26 protein-coding genes are annotated in these 26,608 nt (G+C 69.5%); 19 read left to right on the top strand and 7 right to left on the bottom strand.

The annotated features are described in order from the left end of the window. Positions 1-61: 61 nt before the first annotated feature. The 6 genes from glyA to phnE (D7006_RS06595) all read left to right on the top strand — a co-directional run bounded on the left by glyA (position 62) and on the right by phnE (D7006_RS06595) (position 7,362). Entirely contained in the window at positions 62-1,336 is a 1,275-nt protein-coding gene (glyA, locus tag D7006_RS06620; RefSeq protein WP_237356003.1) for a serine hydroxymethyltransferase, read from the top strand. Positions 1,337-1,566: 230 nt separating this feature from the next. Continuing rightward, a complete protein-coding gene (locus D7006_RS06615) occupies positions 1,567-2,826 on the top strand; it encodes an amidase (RefSeq protein WP_237356869.1) in 1,260 nt (419 codons plus the stop codon). Positions 2,827-3,567: 741 nt separating this feature from the next. Further along, the gene (gene phnC / locus D7006_RS06610) at positions 3,568-4,380 is read left to right on the top strand and encodes a phosphonate ABC transporter ATP-binding protein (RefSeq protein WP_169122537.1); all 813 of its coding nucleotides are present in this window, start codon (positions 3,568-3,570) and stop codon (positions 4,378-4,380) included. An 86-nt stretch (positions 4,381-4,466) separates the two neighbouring features. Next, on the top strand, positions 4,467-5,375 hold the full coding sequence (gene phnD / locus D7006_RS06605; RefSeq protein WP_237356002.1) for a phosphonate ABC transporter substrate-binding protein: 909 nt from the start codon (positions 4,467-4,469) through the stop codon (positions 5,373-5,375). A gap of 245 nt (positions 5,376-5,620) precedes the next feature. After that, complete coding sequence (gene phnE, locus D7006_RS06600; protein WP_237356001.1) at positions 5,621-6,505, top strand: phosphonate ABC transporter, permease protein PhnE; 885 nt, start codon at positions 5,621-5,623, stop codon at positions 6,503-6,505. Further along, positions 6,502-7,362, top strand: coding sequence for a phosphonate ABC transporter, permease protein PhnE (gene phnE, locus D7006_RS06595; RefSeq protein WP_237356000.1), 861 nt, complete (start codon positions 6,502-6,504; stop codon positions 7,360-7,362). Before phnE (D7006_RS06600) ends, phnE (D7006_RS06595) begins: the two co-directional genes overlap by 4 nt. Before the next feature lie 27 nt (positions 7,363-7,389). Here phnE (D7006_RS06595) and D7006_RS06590 read toward each other — a convergent pair whose 3' ends face one another. Together D7006_RS06590 and phnF are read right to left on the bottom strand one after the other, a co-directional pair. Beyond that, entirely contained in the window at positions 7,390-8,031 is a 642-nt protein-coding gene (locus D7006_RS06590; protein WP_237355999.1) for a pyridoxamine 5'-phosphate oxidase family protein, read from the bottom strand. A 63-nt stretch (positions 8,032-8,094) separates the two neighbouring features. Beyond that, positions 8,095-8,895, bottom strand: a complete 801-nt coding sequence (gene phnF, locus D7006_RS06585) for a phosphonate metabolism transcriptional regulator PhnF (RefSeq protein ID WP_371745053.1) — start codon at positions 8,893-8,895, stop codon at positions 8,095-8,097. A 145-nt stretch (positions 8,896-9,040) separates the two neighbouring features. Here phnF and phnG point away from each other — a divergent pair, with 145 nt between their 5' ends. The 8 genes from phnG (at position 9,041) to phnN (ending at position 15,893) form a co-directional block, all read left to right on the top strand. Then, positions 9,041-9,538: a phosphonate C-P lyase system protein PhnG gene (gene phnG / locus D7006_RS06580; protein ID WP_371745052.1), complete on the top strand. Its 498-nt coding sequence runs from the start codon at positions 9,041-9,043 to the stop codon at positions 9,536-9,538. Continuing rightward, the gene (gene phnH / locus D7006_RS06575) at positions 9,538-10,164 is read left to right on the top strand and encodes a phosphonate C-P lyase system protein PhnH (RefSeq protein WP_237355998.1); all 627 of its coding nucleotides are present in this window, start codon (positions 9,538-9,540) and stop codon (positions 10,162-10,164) included. The genes phnG and phnH overlap by 1 nt, the downstream gene beginning before the upstream one ends. Positions 10,165-10,167: 3 nt before the next feature. Further along, positions 10,168-11,364: a carbon-phosphorus lyase complex subunit PhnI gene (locus D7006_RS06570; RefSeq protein ID WP_237355997.1), complete on the top strand. Its 1,197-nt coding sequence runs from the start codon at positions 10,168-10,170 to the stop codon at positions 11,362-11,364. A 29-nt stretch (positions 11,365-11,393) separates the two neighbouring features. Next, positions 11,394-12,416: an alpha-D-ribose 1-methylphosphonate 5-phosphate C-P-lyase PhnJ gene (locus D7006_RS06565; RefSeq protein WP_237356866.1), complete on the top strand. Its 1,023-nt coding sequence runs from the start codon at positions 11,394-11,396 to the stop codon at positions 12,414-12,416. Further along, positions 12,413-13,192: a phosphonate C-P lyase system protein PhnK gene (phnK, locus tag D7006_RS06560; protein ID WP_237355996.1), complete on the top strand. Its 780-nt coding sequence runs from the start codon at positions 12,413-12,415 to the stop codon at positions 13,190-13,192. Before D7006_RS06565 ends, phnK begins: the two co-directional genes overlap by 4 nt. Before the next feature lie 95 nt (positions 13,193-13,287). Next, the gene (phnL, locus tag D7006_RS06555; protein WP_237355995.1) at positions 13,288-14,076 is read left to right on the top strand and encodes a phosphonate C-P lyase system protein PhnL; all 789 of its coding nucleotides are present in this window, start codon (positions 13,288-13,290) and stop codon (positions 14,074-14,076) included. Between the two features lie 90 nt (positions 14,077-14,166). Next, entirely contained in the window at positions 14,167-15,303 is a 1,137-nt protein-coding gene (locus tag D7006_RS06550) for an alpha-D-ribose 1-methylphosphonate 5-triphosphate diphosphatase (protein WP_237355994.1), read from the top strand. Beyond that, positions 15,300-15,893 carry a phosphonate metabolism protein/1,5-bisphosphokinase (PRPP-forming) PhnN gene (gene phnN / locus D7006_RS06545; protein WP_169122548.1) on the top strand — a complete coding sequence of 198 codons (594 nt, stop codon included), beginning with the start codon at positions 15,300-15,302 and terminating at the stop codon, positions 15,891-15,893. The genes D7006_RS06550 and phnN overlap by 4 nt, the downstream gene beginning before the upstream one ends. Positions 15,894-15,908: 15 nt before the next feature. On the opposite strand, the gene D7006_RS06540 is transcribed toward phnN, so the two are convergent. Further along, complete coding sequence (locus D7006_RS06540; RefSeq protein ID WP_169122549.1) at positions 15,909-16,607, bottom strand: TIGR00266 family protein; 699 nt, start codon at positions 16,605-16,607, stop codon at positions 15,909-15,911. 98 nt (positions 16,608-16,705) lie between these two features. Between D7006_RS06540 and D7006_RS06535 the strand changes: the two genes are divergently transcribed. Continuing rightward, positions 16,706-17,752, top strand: coding sequence for a hypothetical protein (locus D7006_RS06535; protein WP_237355993.1), 1,047 nt, complete (start codon positions 16,706-16,708; stop codon positions 17,750-17,752). Between the two features lie 408 nt (positions 17,753-18,160). On the opposite strand, the gene D7006_RS06530 is transcribed toward D7006_RS06535, so the two are convergent. The 4 genes from D7006_RS06530 to D7006_RS06515 form a co-directional block, all read right to left on the bottom strand. Continuing rightward, on the bottom strand, positions 18,161-18,901 hold the full coding sequence (locus tag D7006_RS06530) for a FadR/GntR family transcriptional regulator (protein WP_237355992.1): 741 nt from the start codon (positions 18,899-18,901) through the stop codon (positions 18,161-18,163). 64 nt (positions 18,902-18,965) lie between these two features. Beyond that, positions 18,966-19,706, bottom strand: a complete 741-nt coding sequence (locus D7006_RS06525; RefSeq protein WP_237355991.1) for an SDR family NAD(P)-dependent oxidoreductase — start codon at positions 19,704-19,706, stop codon at positions 18,966-18,968. Positions 19,707-19,714: 8 nt separating this feature from the next. Continuing rightward, positions 19,715-20,476 carry an SDR family NAD(P)-dependent oxidoreductase gene (locus D7006_RS06520; RefSeq protein ID WP_169122552.1) on the bottom strand — a complete coding sequence of 254 codons (762 nt, stop codon included), beginning with the start codon at positions 20,474-20,476 and terminating at the stop codon, positions 19,715-19,717. After that, positions 20,473-21,456 (bottom strand): NAD(P)H-quinone oxidoreductase, encoded by a 984-nt coding sequence (locus tag D7006_RS06515; RefSeq protein WP_237356865.1) that lies wholly within the window; start codon positions 21,454-21,456, stop codon positions 20,473-20,475. Before D7006_RS06515 ends, D7006_RS06520 begins: the two co-directional genes overlap by 4 nt. A 315-nt stretch (positions 21,457-21,771) precedes the next feature. Between D7006_RS06515 and D7006_RS06510 the strand changes: the two genes are divergently transcribed. The 4 genes from D7006_RS06510 (at position 21,772) to D7006_RS06495 (ending at position 26,605) form a co-directional block, all read left to right on the top strand. Next, the gene (locus D7006_RS06510; RefSeq protein ID WP_169122554.1) at positions 21,772-23,001 is read left to right on the top strand and encodes an ABC transporter substrate-binding protein; all 1,230 of its coding nucleotides are present in this window, start codon (positions 21,772-21,774) and stop codon (positions 22,999-23,001) included. Between the two features lie 194 nt (positions 23,002-23,195). Next, positions 23,196-24,068, top strand: coding sequence for a branched-chain amino acid ABC transporter permease (locus tag D7006_RS06505; protein ID WP_169122555.1), 873 nt, complete (start codon positions 23,196-23,198; stop codon positions 24,066-24,068). 4 nt (positions 24,069-24,072) lie between these two features. Further along, positions 24,073-25,917: an ATP-binding cassette domain-containing protein gene (locus D7006_RS06500; RefSeq protein WP_237355990.1), complete on the top strand. Its 1,845-nt coding sequence runs from the start codon at positions 24,073-24,075 to the stop codon at positions 25,915-25,917. After that, positions 25,901-26,605 carry an ABC transporter ATP-binding protein gene (locus D7006_RS06495; RefSeq protein WP_169122557.1) on the top strand — a complete coding sequence of 235 codons (705 nt, stop codon included), beginning with the start codon at positions 25,901-25,903 and terminating at the stop codon, positions 26,603-26,605. The genes D7006_RS06500 and D7006_RS06495 overlap by 17 nt, the downstream gene beginning before the upstream one ends. Positions 26,606-26,608: the final 3 nt, after the last annotated feature.

The following is a 26,608-nucleotide window of genomic DNA, read 5'->3' as shown; positions in this document are numbered from 1 at the left end:
GTCTCCCCGCGACGGGAGAGGGAAAACTTTGTCCGAATAACCCCAAACAAGGAAACCGCCCATGACTCTCCACGTCACCTCCGCCCCGGCCGGCGACACCGCCGTGTTCGATGCCATCCGTGCCGAGCTTCGGCGCCAGCAGGACCAGATCGAGCTGATCGCCTCCGAGAACATCGTGTCCGAGGCGGTGCTGAGAGCCCAGGGCTCGGTGCTCACCAACAAGTATGCCGAGGGCCTGCCGGGCAAGCGCTACTATGGCGGCTGCGAGCATGTGGACGTGGTGGAGGAGATCGCCATCGACCGCGCCAAGGCGCTGTTCGGTGCGGGCTTTGCCAATGTGCAGCCCCATTCGGGCGCGCAGGCCAATGCGGCCGTGCTGATGGCGGCGCTCAAGCCCGGCGATACCCTGCTCGGCATGTCGCTGGCGGCCGGCGGCCACCTCACCCACGGCGCGCCGCCCACCCTCTCCGGCAAGTGGTTCAACGCCATCGGCTACGGCGTCGCGCCGGACACCGCCTTGATCGACTATGATGCGGTAGAGCGCCTGGCGCTGGAGCACCGGCCGAAGCTCATCATCGCCGGCGGCTCGTCCTATCCGCGCATCATCGATTTCGCCCGCTTCCGCGCCATCGCCGATCAGGTGGGCGCGCTGCTGATGGTGGATGCCGCCCACTATGCGGGGCTCATCGCCGCCGGGGCCTACCCTTCCCCCTTCCCCCACGCCCATGTGGTGACCACCACCACCCACAAGACCCTGCGCGGCCCGCGCGGCGGCCTGATCCTCACCAATGACGAGGCGCTCGCGAAGAAGCTCAATTCGGCTGTCTTTCCCGGCCTGCAGGGCGGGCCGCTGATGCATGTGATCGCCGCCAAGGCGGTGGCGTTCGGCGAGGCGCTGACTCCGGAGTTCCGCACCTATGCCGCGCAGGTGGTCGCAAATGCCCGGGCGCTGGCGGGTCGGCTGTCGCGGCGCGGCGCGGCCATCGTCTCCGGCGGCACCGACAGCCATATGGTGCTGGTGGACCTGCGTCCCTTCGGCGTCACCGGCAAGGCGGCGGAAGCCGCGCTGGAGCGGGCCGGCCTGACCTGCAACAAGAACGGCATTCCCTTCGATCCCGAGAAGCCGGCCGTGACGTCCGGCATCCGCCTCGGCACCCCCGCCGCCACCACGCGCGGCTTCGGTGTCGCCGAGTTCGAGACGGTGGCCGACCTGATCGCCGACGTGCTCACCGGCCTCGCGGCGAACGGCGCCGAGGCCAACGGCAAGGCCGAAGTCGCGGCGCGCGCCACCGTGCGCGACATCTGCACCCGCTTCCCGCTGTATGCGGGGATGTGAGGAGCGAGGCACCGCCCTCCTCCCCTCTCCCCTTGCGGGAGAGGGGCCGGGGGTGAGGGGGGCGGGCTTTTCCGGAAGCGCCGCCTCGTCCCGTTTCGGCGCCCCCCTCACCCCGCCCTCCCGAACAGGAAGACGGAGCAGCCGTGGAGCGCCCTCGCCCCGCCATTGCGTCGGCGGCGGGGGTTGCGCATGGTGGCCGCCCATGGATGCCGCAGAGTGAGCGCATGAGCCTGCTTTCCGCCCGAGATCTTGCCGCCGATATCCGTTCCGGCCGCACCACGCCTGAAGCCGTGCTCGAACAGGTCGCCGCCGCCATCGCCGAGCACGAGGGCGCGGTCGGGGCCTTCGTGACGCTCGATCTCGATTCGGCCCGCGCCGCCGCCCGCGCGCCCGGCCTCGCCGCGACGCCGCTGGCCGGCCTGCCGGTGGGGGTGAAGGACATCCTCGACACCCGCGACATGCCCACCGCCTACGGCAGCCCCATCTATGCCGGCTATCGCCCGCGCACCGACGCGCCGGTTGTGGCCATGACCCGCCGGGCCGGCGGCCTTGTCGTGGGGAAGACCGAGACCACCGAATTCGCTTTCCTCCAGCCCACGCGCACCCGCAATCCGCGCCGCCTCACCTTCTCGCCCGGCGGCTCGTCGGCGGGGTCGGCGGCGGCGGTGGCGGCAGGGATGCTGCCGCTGGCGCTCGGCACCCAGACCGGCGGCTCGGTGATCCGCCCGGCCGCCTTCTGCGGCGTCACCGGCTACAAGCCCACCTTCCGCCTGCTGCCGACGTTGGGCATGAAGACCTTCTCCTGGCATCTCGACACGGTTGGCCTGTTCGGCGCGCGGGTGCGCGACGTGGCCTTCGCCGCCGATGCCATCGCCGGCCGCGGCCTCGACATCGGGGACGAGACCGCTCAGGCGCCCCGCATCGCCATCGTGCGCACCGCCCGTGCCAGCGTCGCCTCTCCCGACGCCCACGCCGCGCTGGACGCCGCCGCCCGTGCCGCCGAGGCGAGGGGCGCCCGCATCTTCGATCTGGAATTGCCCGAGGCGCTGGAGGCGGCCGACGCCATCCACGGCACGGTGCAGGATTTCGAGGCCGCGCTCGCCTTGGGCGACGAGCTCACCTATGACGGCGACCGCCTCTCGCCCCTGCTGCGCAGCCATCTTGAAGCCGCGCGCGCCATTCCGCCCGATCTCTATGACGGCGCGCGACGCACCGCCAAGCGGGCGCGGCATGCGCTGGGGGATGTGTTCGCGGAGGTGGACGCCATCCTCACCTTCTCCGCCCCCGGCCACGCACCGGAAGGCTTCGCCTCCACCGGCTCGGCCATCTTCAACCGGCTGTGGACGCTCATGGGCTGCCCGGCGATCAACGTGGCCGGCCTATCCGCCGCCAACGGCATGCCCGTGGGGGTGCAGGTGGTGGGGCGTTTCGGGCGCGATCGGCAGGCGCTGGCCGTCGCCAACCTCGTGGAAGCCGCCATTACCGCTTGATATGCAGTATTCCACCGCGACCGACCGTGCGCCGCAGCGGAAGGGAAAGCGTAGAAGGGGGCTCGACTTGGCCCCCGCCCTGCCGAATAAAGTCATGCGCTGCAACACTTTGCAGCGGCGATGCAGCACAACTTACCTCTTTTCGCAGTCTGAGAGTTTGTTAAGGTTCTCTCAAGATCGACCCTGCGAGGCAAAAGGTGACATTCGGCCATCTCCTCACCGTGATCGAGACGTGCGCGGCCTTCGGCTTCGTTGGCGCTGTGCTGCTCGGTCTGGTCTGAGGTCAGGACCCGCCACCGCCCTCTTGGGACCCGAGAACAGCAATAACCGGGGTCCGGTCGATCGAAGGCGCCGGGGAGCCAACCTCCCCGGCGCCGTTCGTTTCTGAGTCCGGCAACACGGGCAGTCGCGCCTCCGGATACCGCCGTCTTTTGCCTGCCCATCATGACAGGGCGTTGACACCGCACGGCGCAGGACGCCCATCGCCGTCACAAACCGCCTGTCACACGGCGATGCCGCGACCATCGACCCAACCCCCGCCGGCGCCGCCCGACCCAACGCAGAAGCGCGGCGCGGGATCGTCACATGGGTGTTGTGGAGCCGCGCTATCGAAAGGCCGACGCGCTGGTGTGGATCGTTTCGGCTCAGGCCGATCGATTCTCCGCCGGCCAGTGATCGAGACCGCGCTGTCCGGCCGGCTTGCACTGCAAGCGGGCCGGCGCGTGCTCTGGGAGCCTCCGGATGCTGGTGATCGAGGGCCTCACCCGACGCTTCGGCGACAAGGAGGCCGTATCCAACGTGAACCTCGCCATCGGCCAGGGCGCCTTCGTGGGCGTGATCGGCCGATCCGGGGCCGGCAAGTCCACCCTGCTGCGCATGGTCAACCGCCTGCAGGACCCCTCTTCCGGCCGCATCTCCTTCGACGGGCGGGACGTCACCGCCCTCAAGGGCCGAGCGCTGCGCCAGTGGCGCGCCGAGGCGGCGATGATCTTTCAGCAGTTCAATCTGGTCGGCCGCCTGGACGTGCTGACCAACGTGCTCATGGGCCGCCTCGCCACCGTTCCCGCCTGGCGCGCGCTCACCAAGAGCTGGAGCGCGGATGACCGGGCCATCGCCCTCTCCGCCCTCGACCAGTTCGACATCGCCCCCCTCGCCGCCCAGCGCGCCGACAGCCTTTCCGGCGGCCAGCAGCAGCGCGTCGCCATCGCCCGCGCACTGGCGCAGGAGCCGGCGCTGATCCTCGCCGACGAGCCCATCGCCTCGCTCGATCCCCGCAACACCAAGATCGTGATGGATGCGCTGCTGCGCATCAACAAGCACTTCGGCATCACCGTGCTGTGCAACCTGCACTCGCTCGACCTCGCCCGCACCTATTGCGACCGCCTCGTGGGCATGGCGCAGGGCCGCGTGGTGTTCGACGGCGCGCCCGCGGCGCTGACCGAGCAGGTGGCGCACGATCTCTACGGCCTGGAGGCCGGCGAGGTGATGGACATGCCCGCGCGGCGTCCCGTCGCCGCCAACGACGGCATCCCCGAAGCGGCCGCGCTCGCCTGAGCGCGTGCCTTCCGCGCCGACCCGCGACCGCGGGCCGGCCGACCTTGCTTGCCCAATTTCGATTTCGTCCGACAGGAGCACGAGACATGCTGAACCGTCGTAGCCTGATCGCGGCCGCCGCCGCGCTCGTGATGTCCGCCGGCGCTGCCGCCGCGCAGGACTGGAAGGCGAAGTATCCCGAGCTGGTGTTCGCCATCATCCCGGCCGAGAACGCCTCGGGCGTGACCGAGCGCTTCCAGCCGCTCATGGACTACCTGTCCAAGCAGCTCGGCACCAAGGTGACGCTCCGCATCGCCAACGACTATGCCGCGGTGATCGAGGGCCAGCGCGCCGGCAACATCCACATCGCCTCCTACGGCCCCTCCTCCTTCGCCCGCGCCCTGATGACCGGCGCCAAGATCGATGCCTTCGCCATCGAGGTGAACCTCGACGGCACCAAGGGCTATCATTCGGTGCTCTATGTGAAGGCCGACAGCCCCTACAAGTCCATCGAGGACCTGAAGGGCAAGAACCTCTGCCTGGTCGATCCCAACTCCACCTCCGGCAACAACGTGCCGCGCTTCGCCCTGAACAAGATGGGCCTCAAGCCCGACGAGTTTTTCGGCAAGGTGGTCTATGCCGGCTCGCACGAGAACGCCGTCATCGCCGTGCAGCAGGGCACCTGCGACGCCGCCTTCAACTGGTGGAACGACGAGCAGGAATCCAACCTCAAGCGCATGGAGCGCAAGGGGATGGCGAAGTACGACGACTTCCGCATCATCTACAAGTCCGACCTGATCGTGAACTCGCCCTACGCCTATCTCTCGGACATGCCCTCCGACCTGAAGGCGAAGATCCGCGACGCCTTCTTCTCGATCCAGCAGAACGACAAGGGAGCCTTCGACAAGATCTATGAAGGCAAGCAGCAGCCCTGGCAGCCCATCGACAACGAGGCCTATGTGCAGATCATCGAGCTGAACAAGTTCGTCGACGACCTGCGCAAGAAGAAGAACTGAGACTGACGCCCCCCGGCGAAGAAATGCGCGTCATGCCCGGGCTTGTCCCGGGCATCCACGTCGAGCCGCATGCGCGATGTTCCGCGGTGGCTTCCCGGCCGCGGGACGTGGATGGCCGGGACAAGCCCGGCCATGACGGCGGCTCCTAAGGCGCGGACGGCGCCCATCGCATCCTGCGTCTAGACGCCCCCCTTACCCCGGCCTCTCTCCCGCAAGGGCGGAGGGAAGGAACAGGCAGAGCCCACGTGTCCCACGCCATCACCCGGCTACCCGACGAGCAGATCGCCCCGCTGATCGCGCATTATGATGCGGCGGTGCGGGCGCGGCGGCGGCATACGCTGATCGTGTTCGGCGTGATTGCCGTGTGCATCGTCCTCGCCGCATGGATGGGCGAGGTGAAGCCCTCCGTCTTCTTCGCCCATGCCGACCGGCTGCCCAACTATTTCTGGAGCATCACGCCGGTCCTGCACTGGGACACGCTCGGCGCTGATCTTTCCGAGTGGTACTGGAATCTCGACCACTGGCTGAAGCTGCTGGTCGATACCATCATGATCGCCTATCTCGGCACGCTCATCGGCGCCATCGGCGGCTTCTGCCTGTGCTTCCTCGCCAGCGCCAATCTGGTGAAGAGCCCCTTCATCCGCCTCGCCGCGCGGCGCTTCCTGGAATTCTGCCGCACCGTGCCGGAGCTGGTGTTCGCCCTGCTCTTCGTGGTCGCCTTCGGCCTCGGCCCGCTGCCGGGCGTGCTGGCGCTGGCGATCCACACCATGGGCGCGCTCGGCAAATTGTTCGCCGAGGTGGTAGAAAATATCGACATGAAGCCGGTGGAGGGCGCCACCGCCTCCGGCGCCTCCTGGCTCACCACCGTGCGTTTCGCCGTGGTGCCGCAGGTGCTCTCCAATTTCGCCTCCTACGGCCTGCTGCGCTTCGAGATCAATGTGCGCGAAGCTTCCATCATGGGCTTCGTCGGCGCTGGCGGCATCGGGCAGGACCTCGTGGAGGCGATCCGCAAGTTCTATTATTCCGACGTCTCCGCCATCCTCCTCCTCATCATCGCGGCGGTGATGATCATCGATCTCGTCACCGAGAAGGTGCGCCACCGCCTGCTCGGCTTCGGAGCACAGCGATGAGCCGCGCCCGCATCCATCTCTCGGGCGCTGAGCGCGCGCGCCTTGCCGCCGCCCATCCGCACCTCGTCTCGCCGCCGGCCGGCACGCGGGTGCGCACCGGCGCGGTTATCGCGGTGCTCGCCGGCCTCGCCGCCTTCGGCTTCTGGCAGCTCGGTTTCAACTTCAGCCGGTTGGGCTCCGGCATCGCGCAGCTCGCGCACTTCGTCACGCTGATGATGCCGCCCGATCCCGGCACGCAGTTGCCGCTCTACATGCACGCTTTGGGCGAGACGCTGGCCATCGCCTTCCTGGGCACGCTGGGCGGCGCCGTCATCGCCTTCCCCTTCGGCTTCCTCGCGGCGAAGAACGTCATTCCCAACATCTTCGCCCATTTTGCCGTGCGCCGCGTGCTGGACACCGTGCGCGGCGTGGACCGGCTGATCTGGGCGCTGATCTATGTGACGGTGGTGGGCCTCGGCCCGTTCGCCGGCATCCTCGCCATCGCCACCGCGAGCTTCGCCGAGCTGGGCAAGTTGTTCTCGGAGGCCGTAGAGGCGCTGGACCGGAAGCCCGTGGAGGGCGTCGTCTCCACCGGCGGCTCGCCCCTGGAGGCGGTGCGCTTCGGCATGCTGCCGCAGGTGCTGCCGGTGCTGGCGAGCCAGCTGCTCTATTACTTCGAATCGAACGCCCGCCAGTCCACCATCGTCGGCATCGTGGGCGCGGGCGGCCTCGGCCTTCACCTGGCCGAGCAGATCCGCGTGCTGGAGTGGCAGAAGGTGTCGTTCCTCATCCTGATGATGCTCATCATGGTGGCGGTGATCGACTTCATCTCCTCCCGCCTGCGCTTCGCCATCATCGGCAAATCCCGCATGGGGTGACCGCGCTTCGGGTGAGGGGCGCCGCCCTCAGTACAGAATCTCCCGATAACGCGCGACCATCTGCTCCTGGCTCTCCGGCGCCTCGGTGGCGAAGGACAAGGTGGCGCTGGCTTCGTCCTTGCTTGCGATCTGGTCGCGCAGCATCTCGCCCATGGTGGGCAGGGCGGACCGCTCCACCTGCGCCTCCGGCTCCCACAGGCGCGAGCGCATGAAGGCCTTGGCGCAGTGCAGATAGGCCTCCTTCACCTCCACCCGCAACACCGTGCGGGGCGCCTTGCCGGCGACGGTGAAGAGGCGCGTCAGCTCCTCGTCGTCATGGATGAAGGCATTGCCGTTCACCCGCAGGGTCTCGTCGACGCCGGGAATGAGGAAGAGCAGGCCCACCTGCCCGGTGGTGAGGATGTTGGTGAGGGAATCCAGCCGGTTGTTGCCGGGCCGGTCGGGAATGAGCAGCTCCCGCTCGCGCGCCGCGACGAAGCCGGGCACATCGCCGCGCGGCGAGACATCGGCGGCGCCGGAGGCATCGGCCGTGGCGATGAGCACGAACGGGCTCAGCGAGATGAAGTGCCGGCAGTGATGGTCCAGCCGGTCCAGCTGCTTGGCGACGCTGCGCCCCGCGGCGGAGCCATAGAGACGACGCAGGGCGGCTTCATCGGCGACAACGGCCATGGAACGGTATCTCCTTCGGGGCTACCTGATTTTTCGCGCAGAAGATTTGGCTGACGCAAGCACCTAGGGCTTGAAAACCAGCTGGACCCGGTCCGCCGCGAAGGAGGAGCGGCCCCATTGCAGGGGCGTGCCGTTGGCCTCCACGTCGAGGCGCTCCAGCACCATCACGGCGCGGCCGGGGGCGAGGGAGAGAATGTCCATCTCGCGCGGATTGGCGGGGCGGGCGGTGATGCGGGTCTCGCGCCGTCGGAAATCCTCGATGCCCAGCGTCGCCAACGCCCGCGTCAGCGATCCGGTGGCTTCATAGATGAGATCGAGGTCGCGGCAGCGGGCGGCAGGAAACCAGGCCGAGCCGCAGGAAATGGGCACGCCGTCCGCCTCGTGGGTGGTCTCGATGCGCAGCACCGGCGTGCCGATGGCGAGCTGCAGCTCGCGCGCCACGTCCGCATCCGCCGCCTCCACCGTGGAGCCGCGGAACCGGCCGGAGGGCTCGCGCCCGCCCGCCGCCACGATCTCGGAGAAGCGGGTGCGCGGGCCGATGGGATAGCGCAGCGGCGGCTCCTTCACGAAGGTGCCCCGGCCCGCCGTCGCCTCGATCAGCCCGGCCTCGGAGAGATGGGAGAGCGCGCGGCGCAACGTGTGGCGATTGACGCCGAACCGCTCGGCCAAGTCCGCCTCCACCGGCAGCCGCACGCCAGGCGCGAGCGCGCCCGCGAGGATCTCGGCCTCGAGCTTCTCGGCGATCTGCCGCCAGAGGGTGACGCCGCTGCCCCGCGCGACGGAGCCGGCGGGTGCGGCGCCAATGTCGTCCTCCGTCATCGGGCTGTGACCGTCGGCGGCGAGACTGCGCGGCGCACCAGACATTCCTGCCTCCCCACGTCCGCCCCCGGGAAATCGCCAAGGGCGCAGATACCTTCTTGCGCATTTGTATAGACTATTATACAAATCATGTCCAGCAAGGCCCCGCGGCAGCGTTTGCGCCAGGGTCAGGGACATCTGGAGGCCGCCCGTGAGGTCCGAACCGCCCCGCACCGAGCCACAAATCGCCGCCGTTGCCGACCCCGCCGCGGAGCAGACGGCGCGGGAGGTCATGATGGGTCTTTATGCCCGCGCCACCCGCGCCGAGCTTCAGGCCGCCGTGGAGCGCTTCCAGCCGCTGCCCCAGCTCAAGAAGCTGCGCCCGGCCGAGGCCGGCCTCATCATGGTGCAGGGCCGCACCGGCGGCGACGGCGCCCCGTTCAACCTGGGCGAGGCGACCGTGACGCGCGCCGCCGTGCAGCTCGCGGGCGGCGCCACCGGGGTCTCCTATCTGCTCGGCCGCGACCCGGCGAAGGCGGAGGCCGCCGCCATCCTCGATGCACTTTGGCAGGACTCGGCGCTGCGCCTCGCCGTCACCGACGCACTCACCCCCGTGCGCCGGCGCCTCGCCGTGGAAGCGGCGATCGCGGCGGAGGAGACGGAGGCCACCAAGGTCAATTTCTTCACCATGGCGCGGGGAGAGGACTGATGGCCGTCCCCGCTTTCGCGGCGCCCCTCGCCGCCGGCTTCGCCGATCCGGTGCACGACGCCCAGCGCAGCTTTGCCGCGGTGATGCGCGCCATGGCCGAGCCGGGCCTTGCCGTGCCGCTGGCGAGCGACCTCGACCCGCCCGCGCCGCTCTCCCGCGAGGCCGCCGCCTGCGCTCTCGCCTTGCTGGACTATGAAACGCCGGTGTTCCTCGACGCGGCACTCTCCGCTGCGCCGGCGGTGGCCGCCTTCCTGCGCTTCCACACCGGCGCGCCGGTGGTGGACGACCCCGCCGCCGCCCGCTTCGCGCTGATCGCGGATGGCGCGGCGCTGCCCGACTTCGGCGCCTTCGCGCAGGGCGAGCCGGACTATCCGGACCGCTCGGCGACGCTGATCGTGCAGGTTCAGGAGCTGGGCGCCGGTGCCCTCGTCCTCGCAGGCCCCGGCATCAAGGGCCATCGCGGCTTCTCCGCCGCGCCGCTGCCCGCCGACCTGCCCGCCCGGCTCGCCGCGAACCGCGCGCTCTATCCGCTCGGTATCGACCTCATCCTCACCGCGCAAGGGCCTGACGGACTTGGGGCCGTGATGGGCCTGCCGCGCTCGGTGAAGCCCGTGATGGAGGACTGATCCATGTACGTGGCCGTGAAGGGCGGCGAGGCCGCCATCCGCAATGCCCACGCGCTGCTCGCCAAGAAGCGGCGCGGCGAGGAAAGCGTGCCGGAGATCGGGCTCGACCAGATCGCCGGCCAGCTCTCCCTCGCCGTGGACCGGGTGATGGCCGAGGGCTCGCTCTATGACCGGGAGCTGGCGGCCCTCGCCATCAAGCAGGCGCGGGGCGACCTGATCGAGGCGATCTTCCTCGCCCGCGCCTTCCGCACCACCTTGCCCCGCTTCGGCGCCTCGGTGCCGGTGGATACGGGGGCCATGCGCATCGAACGGCGCATCTCCGCCACCTTCAAGGACCTGCCTGGCGGGCAGGTGCTCGGTCCCACCTTCGACTACACGCACCGCCTGATGGACGAGCGGCTGGCGACCAAGGCCGAAGGCGCCCCCTCTCCCCTTGCGGGAGAGGGCTGGGGTGAGGGGGAGGAGGGCCGGGAGTTTGGCGCTGTTCCCACGGATGGATCACACCCCTCACCCCCGGCCCCTCTCCCGCAAGGGGAGAGGGGGGAAACCCCCATGCCCCGGGTCACCGATCTCCTCGGCGGCGAGGGTCTCATCGAGCCCTCCCCGGCCGATGACGGCACGCCGCCGCGCGACCTCACCCGCGAGCCCCTCTCCTTCCCCGCCGACCGGCCGCTGCGCCTGCAGGCGCTAGCGCGGGGCGACGAGGGCTTTTTGCTGGCGCTCGGCTATTCCACCCAGCGCGGCTATGCCCGCACCCATCCCTTCGTGGGCGAAATCCGCTTCGGCACGGTGGAGGTGAGCCTTCCTGTGGAAGAGCTGGGCTTTGCCGTGCCGCTCGGCGACATCTCCGTCACCGAGTGCCAGAGCGTGAACCAGTTCAAGGGCTCGGCCACCGAGCCACCCCAGTTCACCCGCGGCTATGGCCTCGTCTTCGGCCAATCCGAGCGCAAGGCCATGTCCATGGCGCTGGTGGACCGCGCGCTGCGCTTCAAGGAACTGGGCGAGGAAAAGAGCGCCCCGGCGCAGGACGAGGAATTCGTCCTCTCCCATTGCGACAACGTGCAGGCCACCGGCTTCGTGGAGCACCTGAAGCTGCCCCACTACGTGGACTTCCAGGCCGAACTCGACCTCATCCGCCGCATGCGCGCGGAGGCCGAGACAGCCCCCGGCACCGAGGACATGAAGGAGGCCGCCGAATGAACGCGCCCGCCACCGCGCCGGCCTCTTCCATGCCGGCCATCACCTACAATTTCGCCTATCTGGACGAACAGACGAAGCGGATGATCCGCCGGGCCATCCTGAAGGCCATCGCCATTCCCGGCTATCAGGTGCCCTTCGCCTCGCGCGAGATGCCCATGCCCTACGGCTGGGGCACCGGTGGCGTGCAGGTGACGGCGGCCATTCTCGGCGCCGACGACGTGCTCAAGGTGATCGACCAGGGCTCGGACGACACCACCAATGCGGTGGCCATCCGCACCTTCTTCGAGACCACGGCCGGCGTCGCCACCACCACGCGCACGCAGGACGCCACCATCATCCAGACCCGCCACCGCATCCCGGAGGCGGAGCTGAAGGCGGGGCAGACCATCGTCTTCCAGGTGCCCATCCCCGAGCCGCTGCGCTTCCTCGAACCGCGCGAGACGGAGACGCGCCGCCTGCACGGCCTCGCCGATTACGGACTGATGCAGGTGAAGCTCTACGAGGACATCGCCCGCCACGGCCACATCGCCACCACCTATGCCTATCCGGTGAAGGTGGAGGACCGCTACGTGATGGACCCCTCGCCCATCCCGAAGTTCGACAATCCCAAGATGAACGACAGCCCGGCGCTCCAGCTGTTCGGCGCCGGACGCGAGAAGCGCATCTATGCCATCCCGCCCTACACGCAGGTGGTGTCGCTGGATTTCGAGGACCACCCCTTCAAGGTGCAGGCCTTCAAGGAGCCCTGCGCCCTGTGCGGAGCGACCGGCGTCTATCTCGACGAGGTGATCCTCGACGACAAGGGCGGGCGCATGTTCGTCTGCTCCGACACCGACCATTGCGCCACCCGACAGGCGGAGGGGCATACGGGCACCATGAGCGCGCCTTATGCAGCGCAGCCGGGCCCCCTCACCCCCAGCCCCTCTCCCGCGAGGGGAGAGGGGGGCAACCCTACCGGCATTCCCTCTCCCCTTGTGGGAGAGGGTGGATCGCGGCCCAGCCGCGAGACGGGTGAGGGGTTCGCCACAGGCGAAAGCGGAGAGGCGCGATGACGACCGACACCCCCCTCCTCACCGCCCAGGGCCTCGCCAAATATTACGGCCACCGCCTCGGCTGCCGCGACGTCGACCTGACCCTGCACGAGGGCGAGGTGCTCGCCATCGTCGGGGAAAGCGGCTCCGGCAAGTCCACTTTGCTCGGCCTTCTCTCCACCGAGCTTGCCCCCACCGCCGGGCGAGTCGCCTACCGCATGCGGGACGGCGAGACGCGCGACCTCGCGAGCCTCTCGGAAGCCGAGCGCCGGCTGCTGCTGCGCACCGACTGGGGCTTCGTGCGCCAGCATGCCGAGCAGGGCCTGCGCATGGCGGTCTCGGCCGGCGGCAACGTGGGCGAGCGGCTCATGGCCGTGGGCTGGCGCCACTATGGCGACATCCGCAGCGAGGCCACCGACTGGCTCTCCCGCGTGGAGATCGCCGCCGAGCGGATCGACGACGACCCGCGCACCTTTTCCGGCGGCATGCGCCAGCGCCTGCAGATCGCCCGCAACCTCGTCACCCGCCCCCGCCTCGTCTTCATGGACGAGCCGACCTCGGGCCTCGACGTGTCGGTGCAGGCGCGCCTGCTCGATCTCATCCGCCAGCTGGTGGAGGAGTTCGGCCTCGCCGTGGTCATCGTCACCCACGACCTCGCGGTGGCGCGGCTGCTCTCCCACCGCATCATGGTGATGAAATCCGGACGCGTGATCGAACAGGGCCTCACCGATCAGGTGCTCGACGACCCGCGCGAGCCCTACACCCAGCTCCTCGTCTCCTCGGTGCTTGCGGCATGATGATCGAGACTTTCGTGTCCCGGCCAAGTGCAGCGCCACATGTGGCGCGGAACGCGAGCCGGGACCCAGCGCAACATTCCGCCGAAGGCGCTTCCATGCCGAACACCGCTCAAGCTTTGCCTGCTGCGCAGGAATCCTGCGCTGGGTCCCGGCTCGGCGCTCCGGCTGCGCCGTCGCTGGTCCGGGACACGCAGGACCTCCTCCTGTCAGTCGAAAACCTCGCCAAGAGCTTCACCCTGCACCTGCGCGACGGGCTCACCCTTCCGGTGGTGTCGGGCGTCACCTTCGACGTGGTGGCGGGAGAGTGCGTGGCGCTGGGCGGGCCATCAGGGGCGGGGAAAAGCTCCATCCTCAAGATGGTCTACGGCAATTACCGCATCGACGCCGGCTCCGTGCGCATCGCCGATGGCGAAGCGTTCGCCGAGGTGGCGGGCGCCGAGCCGCGTCAGATGCTGGCGCTGCGGCGCACCCGCGTCGGCTATGTCAGCCAGTTCCTGCGGGTGATACCGCGCGTCTCCACCCTCGACGTGGTGGCCGCGCCGCTGCGGGCCGAAGGCGTGGACGAGGAGACCGCCAAGGCGCGCGCCGGCGCCCTGCTCGCCCGGCTCAACCTGCCGGAGCGCCTGTGGTCGCTGCCGCCCGCCACCTTCTCCGGCGGCGAGCAGCAGCGCGTGAACGTGGCGCGCGGCTTCATCGGCTCCCAGCCGCTCCTGCTGCTGGACGAGCCCACCGCCTCGCTGGACGCCGCCAACCGGCAGGTGGTCATCGACCTCATCCGCGAGAAGAAGGCGGCGGGCGCGGGGCTGCTCGGCATCTTCCACGATGCCGAGACCCGCGAGGCCGTCGCCGACCGGGTGGTGGACGTCACCCGTTTCGAAGCCTGATCCCCACACCCGCGAGCCCGGCTCGCGGGTCGAGCCCCCTCGGCACCGGTCGAAGACCGGGGCCGCTGGACTGATCCCGGAGCCCCTTTCATGAGACAGGTTTTCGCCAATGCCCGCCTCGTTCTCGCCGACGAGATCGTGTCCGGCCATGTGAGCGTGACGGACGGCGTCATCTCCGCCATCGGCACCGGCGTGGTGCCTGCGGGCGCCGAGGACCTGGAGGGCGACTACCTCCTGCCCGGCCTCGTGGAGCTGCACACGGACCATGTGGAGGGCCACCTCGCCCCCCGCCCCAAGGTGCGCTGGAACCCCCTCGCCGCCATGCTGGCCCACGATGCGCAGATCGCCGCCTCGGGCATCACCACCGTGTTCGACTCGCTGCGGGTGTGGCCGGACAAGAAGGCGGTGGGCATGGACGGCGACGCGCCGCTCCTCATCGCCGCTCTGGAGGCGGCCCGCGCCGCCGATGCGCTGCGCGCCGACCACTTCATCCACCTCAGGTGCGAGGTGCCCACCGACACGGTGGTTCAGGACGCCGAGGCGATCCTGAAGAAGACGTCAGTCCACCTGATCTCGCTCATGGACCACACGCCCGGCCAGCGGCAGTTTGCGACCATCGACCAGTTCCGCTCCTATTACATGAAAAAGAGCGGCATCAGCGCCGAGGAGATGGACGTGATCGTCACCTCGCGGCTCGACTTCCACGAGCGCTACGCCCGCGAGAACCGCGCGGGGCTGGTGGCGCTCGCCCACGCCCACCGCTGCGTGGTCGCCAGCCACGACGACGGCACCCCCGAGCATGTGGCCGAGGCCATCGGCGACGGCGTCGCCATCGCCGAATTCCCCACCACCGAGGAGGCGGCCCGCCTCTCCCACGAGGCCGGCATCCGCGTGCTGATGGGCGCACCGAACCTTGTCCGCGGCGGCTCCCACACCGGCAACGTCTCCGCGGAATCGCTGGCGCGCGGCGGCAGGCTGGATATCCTCTCGTCGGACTATGTGCCCTCCTCCCTGCTCTGGGCGGCGTTCGACCTCACCCGCCGGGTGCCCTCCATCGCCTTGCCCGAAGCGGTGCGGATGATCACCAAGACCCCGGCCGAGGTGGCGGGCCTTGCCGATCGCGGCGAGATCGCGCCCGGCCGCCGCGCGGACCTCGTGCGGGTGGCGCTGGCCGGCGATATGCCGGTGGCGAAGGGCGTGTGGCGGGAAGGACGGCGCGTGGCATGACGAACACTGCGGCCGGCGCAAGGGAAGGCGACAGGTTCGGCCCCGGCACCCTGCTCCTCGTGGTCGGTCCCTCCGGCGCCGGCAAGGACACCCTCATCGACATCGCCCGCGCGCGCTTTGCCGGCGACGCGCGGGTGCTGTTCGCCCGCCGCCTCGTCACCCGGCCCTCAGGCACGGGCGAGGCGCATGGCACGTTGTCGGAAGCCGAGTTCGACGCGCTGCTGGCCGAGGGACGCTTTCCCCTCTCCTGGCGCGCCCATGGGCTCAGCTACGCCCTTGGACCGGAGGTTGCCGAGGTGATCGCCCAGGGCGGCGTCGTGGTGGCCAACGGCTCCCGTGCCACGTTGCCGGAGGCCCGCCGCCGCTTCGCGCGGGTCAGGGTGGTGCATGTGACGGCGCCGGTGCCGGTGCGCGCCGCCCGCCTCGCCATGCGCGGCCGCGAGAGCGCCGACGACATCGCCGAACGCCTCGCCCGTGCGCCGGAGCTGGACGTGGCCCCGGACCTCACCATCGACAATGTGGGCACCCCCACCGAAGGCGGCACGCGCCTCGTGGCCTTCATCGCGGAGGAACTGGCCACGGTCGCCTGACCGCGGCCGACTTCCTCACCGCCGCTCGCCGGCCGGCAGATAGGGCTGGAGCGCGTGGGCGAGCTTGGACGGGGTGAGCGACTGGAGCCACACCGTGCCGGGCCCGGCGAGGCGGGCGAGGAACAGACCGTCGCCACCGAACAGCATGTTCTTCACACCCCGCACGGTGGTGATCTCGAAGGCGACGCTGTCCTCGAACATGCCCACATGGCCGGGATGGACCAGAAGATCCTGCCCCGGCTGCAGCGTATAGCTGACGATCTCGCCGCCCAGCTCGATGAAGGCCGAACCCTCGCCCGTGAGGTGCTGCAGGATGAAGCCGTCTCCGCCGAACACGCCGGCCCCCAGCGATTGCTGCACCCCGACGCCGATGGAAAGCGTCGGCGCCCCGGCAAGGAAGCCGTGGCGGTGGATGAGATAGCCGCGCCCCGGCGCCACCTGCATCTCGAAGATGCTGCCGGGCACCGTGGCGGCGAACGCCACCAGCGCCTCCCCGCCCTCGGCGGTGAACTCGGTCATGAACAATCCGCCGCCGCCCAGCGCGCGGCCGATGGCGCCGAAGAAGCCGGTCGAGCCGCCGGTGGCCGTGGTGGTGCGCATGGCGACGTTGGATGTCATCCAGGAGAGGCGGTCCGTCTCGGCCAGCACGGTCTCGCCCGGCGCCAGCGTGAAGGTGAGCACGGGCAGCGTCGTTCCGGAAATCTCGTGGCGCATGTTTTCTCTCCCGGTAAGGCCGCACCGACATTAGGGTGAGGAAAACCGCACGCAAGCGGCCGCTTCCGGCCAAGCCTGCAACAGCTGAGGAAAAGCCCATGCGCGCCGCCACGCTCCCGCTCCTCGCGCTTCTCGCCACGCCCTTCGTGGCGCTCCCCGCTCTCGCGCAGCAGCCGGCCTTCCTGCCCTATCTCAACGCGCCGGCCGGGGGCGCACCCATCCTGCGCCCGCCGACGCTCTCGCTCTCCATCAATGGCGGGCCGGCGCGCCGCGCGATCATGGATACCGGCTCCACCGGCGTGGTCGTCTCGGCCAGCGCCATCCCCGGCTTCGACCAACTGACGCCGCTGGGGCCGGGCGAACTCACCTACACGTCCTCCGGCCGCATCATGCGCGGGGTGAACGTGATGGTGCCGGTGACGGTGGCCGGGGCGGATGGCACCAGCGTCACCACCCAGCCCATCCCGGTGCTGGCGGTGACGCGCATCGACTGCCTGCGCAATGCCCGCAGCTGCCGCCCCATGGATGCGCCGCGCCGGGTCTCCATGCTCGGCATCGGCTTCGCCCGGGCCAAGGACCGCCAGCCGGGCGCCGGGCCGGGCCGCAATCCCTTCCTCAACGTCGCTGGCATGGGCACGCCCGCCTTGGGACGCGGCTACGTGGTGACGCGGCGCGGCGTGCAGGTGGGGCTGGCGAAGGATACCGGCGCGAAGTTCAGCAAGGTGAAGCTCGCAGCCGACCCCGCCACCGGCGACTGGCAACCCGTCCCCGTCTGCCTCGCGCTCAACGCCCGCACGCCCGCCGCCTGCGGCACGCTGCTGCTCGATACCGGCGTGTCCGTCATGTACCTGACCCTGCCGCCGGCACAGACGGACGGCCTGGCCGTGCCCGGCCTGCGCGGCGGGCGCGTGGTGGCGGACGGCGCCAGCCTCGCCATCTCGCCGGGCGAGGGCCAGCCGGCGCCGGCCTATGGCTTCACCGTGGGCGACCGCAGCAATCCGGTGACGCCGCAGCGCGTCATCCTGGTCGGACGCGGCGACCGGCCGCCCTTCGTCAACACCACCGTGCGGGCGCTGAACGCCTTCGACTATCTCTTCGATGCCGATGCCGGGGAGGCCGGGTTCCGGGCGGTGGGCGGGCGATAGGGGCGAACAAAGCCCGAAAACAGGCATCCGCCTGATTCGGTCACGCCCCGTTCCCGGTGCGTGCGCGCGGCGGCCGAGCCCCTGTGCCATTTCGGGACAGAAGACTGCTCGCCTGCCGCCTATCCCCCCCGTCATGGCCGGGCTTGTCCCGGCCATCCACGTCGGGCCGACAGGGCAATCGTCCGATGATTATCCCCCAGCCCCTCCACGTGGATGTCCGGGACAAGCCCGGGCATGACGCCGGTGAGGTACGGCGCCAGAGCGACCTCTACCAGCACCAGTCGCCGTGCCGTGAAAAGCGCTGGGGTGCGAACAAATCCCGAAAACCGGCCGCCGCCTGATTCGGTCACGGCCTGTTCCCGCTGCGTCCCCGCCCGGCCCAAACCACTGTCCCGTTCCGGGACAGGCTCACGGCTTCAGATAGAGCGCGAGCCGCGTGGCGGCGTTGCGCAGATGCTCCTCGGCGGCGGCGCGGGCGGCGGTGGCGTCCTGCCGCTCGATGGCGGAGAAGATGGCCACGTGCTCGTCCTGCACCGCCTGGGCGAGGCCGCCGAGGCGGGCGGTGTTGGCGCGGGCGGTGCGGATGAAATGGCGCACCCGGTGGTCGAGAAACTGGGAGAGGTCGCGGAAATAGGGATTGCCCGTGGCCTCGACGATGGCGCGGTGGAAGGCCATGTCCTCGTCCACCCCCGGCTCGCCGCGAAACACCGCTGCCTGCATGGCCTCGAGCTGGTCATGGATGCGGCCGAGATCGTCCGCGGAGCGCCGCACGGCGGCATGGGCGGTGGCGTTCGCCTCCACGGCCATCAGCAGCTCCACGATGGCGCTCATTTCCGCGCGGTCGCTGAGATCGGCGATTTCCAGCCGGAAGGAGGAGGCGGCGCCGGGATCGGCGACGAAGGCCCCCGCACCCTGGCGGCTGGTCACGAGGCCATCATGCTTCAGCCGGCCCACCGCCTCGCGGACGATGGGGCGGCTGACGCCGTAGGTCTCCGACATCTGGTGCTCGGTGGGCAGCTTCTCGCCGGGCTGGAGGCGACCGGAGGCGATTTCCTCGCGCAGGCGCTGGGCCAGCGTGTCGGCGAGCGAGGGCGCGCGGCCGAGAATATCGCGGGGCAACGCGCGGGGCGTTTCGCGGGGTTCCGCCATCCTTGTTTCCTCACCTCCGCCGGCCATTTGCGAAAGGCGCCGTGCTGGTACGGCGCCCTTCGGCTCAGCTCGCAATATAGAGACCACCATTCACATGCACTGTCTCGCCGGTGACGAAACTCGCCCAGTCGGAGGCGAGGAAGGCGACGACCCGCGCCACCTCCTCCGCCGTGCCGAGCCGCTTCAGCGGCGTATTGGCGAGGAGCGCCCCGCCGTTGGCCGCCATCAGCGGGCGAACCATGGGCGTGTCGATGAGGCCGGGAGACACGGCATTCACCCGCACCTTCGGCGCCAGCTCCTGGGCGAGCGTGCGCGAGAAGGTGAGCACCGCTCCCTTGGCCGCCGCATAGTCCGCATGGGTGACGCTGCCGCGATGTCCGGCCATGGAGGCGACGTTCACGATGGACGCCCCCTCCGCGAAATGCGGGATGGCGGCGCGGCAGGTGTAGAATACCCCGTCGAGATTCACCGCGATGCCGGTGCGCCAATAGTCGTCGCTCATCTCCGCCACGCGCCGCTCGCGATAGAGGCCGGCGGAGGTGACGAGCACGTCCAGCGCGCCGAATCGTTCCGCGAGCGCCTTCAGGGCGGCGTCGGCCTCATCCGGCTTCGCCGCGTCCTGCCGGAGCGGGAGCGCGCGGGCGCCGGTGGGGTCCAGCTCCGCCGCGAAGGCGGAGACGCCCTCAAGGTCGAGATCGGTGAGCACGCAATTGGCGCCGAGGTCGAAGAACACCCGCGCGATGGCGCGGGAGATGCCGCCGTTCGCGCCGGTCATCAGCAGGGTCTTGCCCGTAAAGTCGATCATGGCACGCCTCAGGTCATCAGCCAGCCGCCGGCCACGTCCACCACCTGTCCAGTGACGAAGGCCGAGGCATCCGAGGTGAGGAACACGCAGGTGGCCGCCACTTCCTCCGGCTGGCCGAGGCGGCGCAGCGGGGTGGAGAGCCGCACCGCCTCGTTGGCGGTGGAGGCGGTGCCACGCATCATGGGCGTGTCGATGCGGCCGGGGGCGATGGCGTTCACCGTGATGCCGTAGGGGCCGAGCTCGCCGGCCAGATGCTTGGTGAAGCCGATGAGCGCGGCCTTGGAAGCGGCATAGTGGACGCCCACGATGTCGCAATAGGTGCGCCCCGCCACCGAGGCGATGTTGACGATGCGTCCCTTCCCCTGTGCCTTCATGCCGGGCGAGAGCGCCCGCACGCAGTTGAAGGCGCCGGTGAGGTTCACGTCGATGACGCGGCGCCATTCCTCCGGCGGCATCTCCCAGGCTTCCGCGCGGCGGCCATCCGCCCCGCTCTTGGGCGAGATGCCGGCATTGTTCACCAGCACCTCCACCGGCCCCAGGGCCGCGGCCGCAGCCTGTGCTGCGGCCGCCACGGCGGCATAGTCGGAGACGTCGGCGGCGAGGCCGATGGCGGCGACGCCGCGGGCGATGGCGGCTTCCGCGGCCTCGTTGGCAAGGGCCGCGTCGTGGTCCACATAGGCGACGGCGAGGCCCGCATCGGCGAGGGCGTCCGCCTGGGCGCGGCCGATGCCGCGACCGGCGCCCGTGACAAAGGCAACGCGCGCGCTCACCGGCCGGTCTCCAGCATGATCTTGCCGAGATGGGCGCTCGATTCCATCAGCGCATGGGCTTCCCGTGCCTGTTCCAGCGGGAAGGTGGCGTGGATGAAGGGCTTCACCTTGCCGGCGTCGAGCAGCGGCCACACGTCCCGCATGAGGGCGTCCGCGATGGCCTTCTTCAGCGGTACCGGGCGGGCGCGGAGCGTGGAGCCGGTGAAGGTCAGGCGCTTCAGCATCACCGGCATGAGGTCGATGGTGACCTCGCTCGGCTGGAGGAAAGCGATCTGCACGAGGCGCCCCTCCACCGCGAGGGCCTGGAGGTTGCGGGCCACATAGGGGCCGCCCACCATGTCGAGGATTTCCTCGACGCCCTTGCCGTCGGTCAGCGCCTTCACCTCGGCGACGAAATCCGTGTCGCGATAATTGATGGCCGCGTCCGCGCCCAGCGACAGGCAGAAGTCGCACTTTTCCTTCGAGCCCGCCGTGGCGATGACGCGCGCGCCGGCATGGTGGGCGAGCTGGATGGCGGTGGAGCCGATGCCGCTCGACCCGCCATGAATGAGGATGGTCTCGCCCGCCTTCAGCCCGCCGCGGGTGAAGACGTTGTCGTAGACCGTGTAGTAGTTCTCCGGCAGTCCGGCGGCTTCCAGCAGGGACAGCGGCTTGGGGATGGGCAGGCAGAGCGGCGCCTCGGCGATGCAGTATTCCGCATAGCCGCCGGAGATCACCAGCGCGCAGATCTCGTCGCCGATCTTCGGAGAGGTGACGCCCTCGCCCAGCGCGACCACGCGGCCGGCGATCTCCAGGCCGGGCACATCCGTGGCGCCGGGAGGCGGGGGATAATTGCCGGCGCGCTGGAGGCAGTCCGGCCGGTTCACGCCCGCCGCCACCACTTCCACCAGCACCTGACCGGGGCCGGGACGCGGGACATCCGCCGTCTCGACCGTCACCACCTCGGGACCGCCCGCGCCCGCAAAGCGGACCTGGCGCATCGTCTCCGGAAGAGTCGTCTTGGAAATCTCTGCCACCGGCTTCCTCCCTTGCGCCTTCTGCGAGGCTTTCCGGCACCTTTAGGCGGCGTCCCTTGAGGGCGCGCCCGGCACCGGCGGCGCCCTCATCACGGCGCGTTCTGGTCGGCGAGGAAAATACATAGGTCGTACTTGTCAGGCAACTTGGTTATCTGCATTATCCGCCTCGCCAGACGGGCCGGCCGCCATGCCGGACCGCAGCCGAAGGGCACGAAAACCGTGCCCGAGCAACGGTTTGAATCGCCCGGCCCGAACCGGGGTCGGCGGAGGGAGGAAACCATGAAGATGTTTGCGCGCGCGGCGCTCGCCGCCGCTATGCTTGCTGCCGTTCCGCTGGCCGTAGCCCAGCCCGCAGCGGCGCAGGGCACCGTGAAGTTCGGTGCTCTCTATCCCTTCTCCGGCACCCTCGCGCTGCTCGGCGACGAGAGCTTCCGCGGCTTCGAGCTGGCGGTGGAAGAGCGCAACGCGGCCGGCGGCCTCAACGGCCAGAAGATCGAGTTCATCAAGGGCGATGCGGTCGATCCCAACCAGGCGGTCGGCGAGGCCCGGCGCCTCACCTCGGTGGACAAGGTCTCGGCCATTTTCGGCACCTATTCCTCGTCTTTGTCGCTGGCCGCGACGCAGGTGACGGAGCTGGCCAACGTCCCCTATTTCGAGCTGGGCGCGATCTCCGATCCGATCACCGAGCGCGGCTTCAAGTATGTGTTCCGCACCAACGCCACGGCGCGCGACTTCGCCAACCGCATGGTCGATTCGATCATCGAGGCCATCGCCCCGGCGCTGAACGCCAAGCCCGGCGATCTCAAGATCGGCATCATCCACGAGGACAGCCTCTACGGGCAGACCGTCTCCGGCTATCAGAAGAGCCGCGCCAAGGAGAAGGGCCTCAACGTGGTCGAGGTGCTGCCCTATTCGGCGAAGTCGGTTGACCTCACCCCGGTCATCCTGCGCCTGAAGTCCGCGGGCGCCGACGTGGTGCTCCAGACCTCCTACCAGAACGACACCGTGCTGTTCTTCCGCCAGATGAAGGACCAAGGCTACAAGCCCAAGGCGGTGATGGGCGCCGGCGGCGGCTATTCCACCCGCGACACCATGCAGGCCGTGGGCGCGGAAAACATGGAAGGCGCCCTCGACGTCGACTTCACCCAGTACAACACCAACCCCAAGGCGGCGCCGGGCATCACCGAGTTCGCGGCGAAGTACAAGGCCAAGTACGGCATCGAGCCGCGCTCCGGCCACTCGCTCGCCAACTACATGGGCGCCAAGGTGTTCTTCGACGCCATCGCCAGCGCCAAGAGCACGGACGCCGACAAGGTGCGCGCCGCCGTCCTCGCGGTGGACATCCCCGTCGGCCAGACCGCGACCGGCTGGGGCGCCAAGTTCTCCGAGCAGGGCCAGAACACCCGCGCCGTGCCCTTCCTGATGCAGTGGCAGGGCGGCAACCTCGTCACCGTGTTCCCGGTGGACGCCGCGGTCGCCAAGATGAAGACCGGCATCGGCGCCAACTGAGCCTCAGACTCAGGCGGCGCACCTCCCGCGCCGCCGCACCCCGCCCGGGTCTGGCTCCGGGCGGGGACCTCTCGATACCGGACCGGCGCAGCCCGCCGCGTCTTCGGCCGAAGTCGCGCCCCTGCCCCGGCGCGGCGCCGGACCGATGCGCCCGACAGCACGCCTCACCCACCTGCGCACTGGAGCCAAGCGCGATGGACGTTCTTATCCAGCTGGTGCTCAACGGCATATTGCTCGGCAGCATGTATGCCATCATCAGCGTCGGCCTCACCCTCATCTTCGGCATCGTGCGGGTGGTGAACTTCGCCCACGGCGAGTTCCTCATGGTGGGTATGTATGCGGCCTATCTGCTGGCCGCGAAGTTCGGCCTGCATCCCTACGCCGCCGCCGTGCCCATCGTGATCCTGCTGTTCGCCATCGGCGCGGCGGTGCAGCGCTTCCTCATCCAGCCGCTGCTGGGCGCCGAGGAGCACATCCAGATCTTCGCCACCGTCGGCCTCTCCACCGCGCTCGTGAATCTTGCGCTGCTGGTGTTCGGCGCCGACCTCTATTCCATCCCCCCCTCCGCCGCGCAGGGCACGGTGATGGTGGGCGGCTTCTCCCTGGTGAAGGGGCAGCTGGTGATGTTCGTCTGCGCCCTCGCGCTGGTCGCCGGGCTGCACCTCTTCATGCAGTCCACCGCGCTCGGCCGCGCCATCCGCGCCACCGCGCAGAACCGCACTGCGGCGCTGCTCATGGGCGTGAAGGTGGACCAGATCTACGTCATCGCCTTCGGCATCGGCGCGGCCTGCGTCGGTCTCGCCTCGGCGCTGGTGATGCCGCTCTATCCGGTGACGCCCACCATTGGCACCTACTTCGTCCTCACCGCCTTCGTGGTGGTGGTGCTGGGCGGCATGCGATCCATGTACGGCGCCTTCTTCGGCGCCATGATCATCGGCCTCGTGGACAGCCTCTCCGGCTACTACATCGCCCCCGACCTGAAGGAAGTCGTCTACTTCGCGATCTTCCTCGCCATTCTCATCTTCAAGCCCACCGGCCTGTTCGGCCTCGGCCGCGGCACGGAGTGATCCGATGAGCCTTCAAGACTCCTCGCCCGCCTCCACCGCCCCGGTGTCCTCAGGCGGCCCTTCCCTCCTCGCGCGGCTCGCCAATCCGCGGGTCTATTGCGCGCTCCTCGCGCTCTCGCTGCTGGTCATCATCCCGGCCTGGTCGGGCTCGACCTTCGTGATCCACGTCTTCGTCACCATCTGCGTGTTCGGGGCGCTCTCCACCGCGTGGAACATCCTCGGCGGCTATGCCGGCCAGCTCTCGCTGGGCCACACCGTGTTCTACGGCATCGGCGGCTATACGGCGGCGCTGCTGCTGCAGCATTTCGGCCTCTCGCCGTGGATCGGCATGATCGGTGGCGCTGCGCTGGCGGCTTTGGTGTCCATCGGCATCGGCTATCCCTGCTTCCGGCTGCGCGGGCCGTTCTTCTCGCTGGCCACCATCGCCTTCCTCGAGGTGGTGCGGCTGCTGGCCATCCACTTCAACGGCCTCACCGGCGGCTCGGCCGGCCTCGTGGTGCCGCTGCAGCTCGGCTGGCCGTGGATGATCTTCCGCGAGAAGATCAACTATCTCTACATCGCCTTCGGCCTGCTGATGCTGTCGCTCGCCGTGAGCTACGCCATCCGCAACTCGCGGCTCGGCTATGCGCTCACCGCCGTGCGCGAGCGTGACAGTGCGGCCCAGGCGGCGGGCATCAACATCAACGGCGTCAAGCTGTGGGCCATCGCCGCATCGGCGGCCCTCACGGCAACGGTCGGCACCTTCCACGCCATGTACATGACGTTCCTGGAGCCGGCGACGCTGTTCTCTCTCGCCACCGCCATTGAGATCGCCATGTTCGCCCTGATCGGCGGCCTCGGGACGGTGGCGGGGCCGCTCCTGGGTACGGTGCTGGTGGTGCCGCTGGCAGAACTCGCCCGCGGCTGGCTCGGGGCCTCGGCCAACGGCCTGCACGGCTTCGTCTACGGCACCGTGCTGGTCATCATCACGCTCACCCTGCCCGGCGGCCTCGTCGGCACCTTCGGCCCCTTCGTCACCCGCCTCATCGACAAGCTGCCCGGCGGGGGGCGGACCCGGCCGGAAACAGTTGCGCCCGCGGCCAAGCTGGTCGGCGGCACGCTCGGCGAGCCGGTGCTGAAGGCGACCAACCTGGTGAAGCGCTTCGGCGGTCTGGTGGCCACCGACAACGTGTCCCTCACCCTGAAGCGCGGCGAGATCCTCGGCGTCATCGGCCCCAACGGCGCCGGCAAGACCACCGTCTTCGCCCAGCTCTCCGGCTTCCTCGCGCCCAATGACGGCACCGTGGAACTGCTGGGACAGGACGGCAAATGGCACCAGCCGAAGACGCCGGATGCCTTCGCCCGCCTCGGCATCGGCCGCACGTTCCAGATCGTCCAGCCGTTCGGCAAGCTCTCCGTACTGGAAAACATCATGATCGGCGCGTTCCTGCGCCACCGCTCGGTGGACGACGCCCGCGCCGTGGCGCTGCGCGTCGCCCGCACGGTCGGCCTCTATGACGTGAAGGATGTGGAGGCGGGCACCCTGCCCATCGGCGGCCTGAAGCGGCTGGAAGTGGCGCGCACGCTCGCCACCGAGCCGACCATCCTGCTGCTCGACGAGGTGATGGCGGGACAGAGCCAGTCCGACACGCTGAAGATGGTGGAACTGGTCCGCGCCATCCGCGACAGCGGCGTGAGCGTCATCGCCATCGAGCACAACATGCAGGCCATCATGAGCCTGTCGGACCGCATCGTCGTCATCGACAGCGGCAAGGTGATCGCCGAGGGCGCGCCGGAGACGGTCGTGCGCGAGCGCCGGGTGATCGAGGCCTATCTCGGGGAGGATTTCGTCCATGCTCAAGGTCTCTGACGTGACCGCCGGCTACGGCCGGACCGTCATCCTCCAGGGCCTCTCGCTGAACGTGGGGCGGGGCGAGGTCGTCACCATCATCGGCTCCAACGGCGCCGGCAAGACGACGCTCCTGCGCGCCATCTCCGGCCTCGTGAAGCCAACTTCCGGTTCCATCGAGTTCGACGGCAAGCGCATCGACCGCATGAGCCCGGACGAGATCGTCGGCTCCGGCCTCATCATGGTCCCGGAGGCGCGCCAGCTCTTCCCGGTGATGACCGTGCGCGACAACGTGCTGATGGGCGGCTACCACCCGAGCGTCCGCGCCGGGATGATGGAGCGCTTCGAGGAAGTGCTGGACATCTTCCCCCGCGTCCGCGAGCGCCTCTCCCAGCTCGCCGGCTCCCTCTCCGGCGGCGAGCAGCAGATGGTGGCCATCGCCCGCGGGCTGATGGCGAAGCCGAAGCTCTTGATGCTGGACGAGCCGTCGCTCGGCCTCGCGCCCATCATCGTCGGGCAGATGTTCGATGTCATCGACCGCATCTGCAAGAGCGGCACCACGGTTCTTCTCGTGGAGCAGAAGGCGTTCCACGCGCTGAAGATCGCCGACCGCGCCTATGTGATCGAGAACGGCACCATCGCCATCGAGAACACCGGCGCGGGCCTGCTCGCCGACCCGCACATCAAGACCGCCTATCTCGGCATCTGAGAC

Source organism: Xanthobacter sp. YC-JY1, from assembly GCF_021730305.1.
Lineage (GTDB): Bacteria > Pseudomonadota > Alphaproteobacteria > Rhizobiales > Xanthobacteraceae > Xanthobacter > Xanthobacter flavus.
The sequence above is the reverse complement of the archived record's forward strand: the minus strand, read 5'-3'. Positions and strand labels throughout refer to the sequence as shown.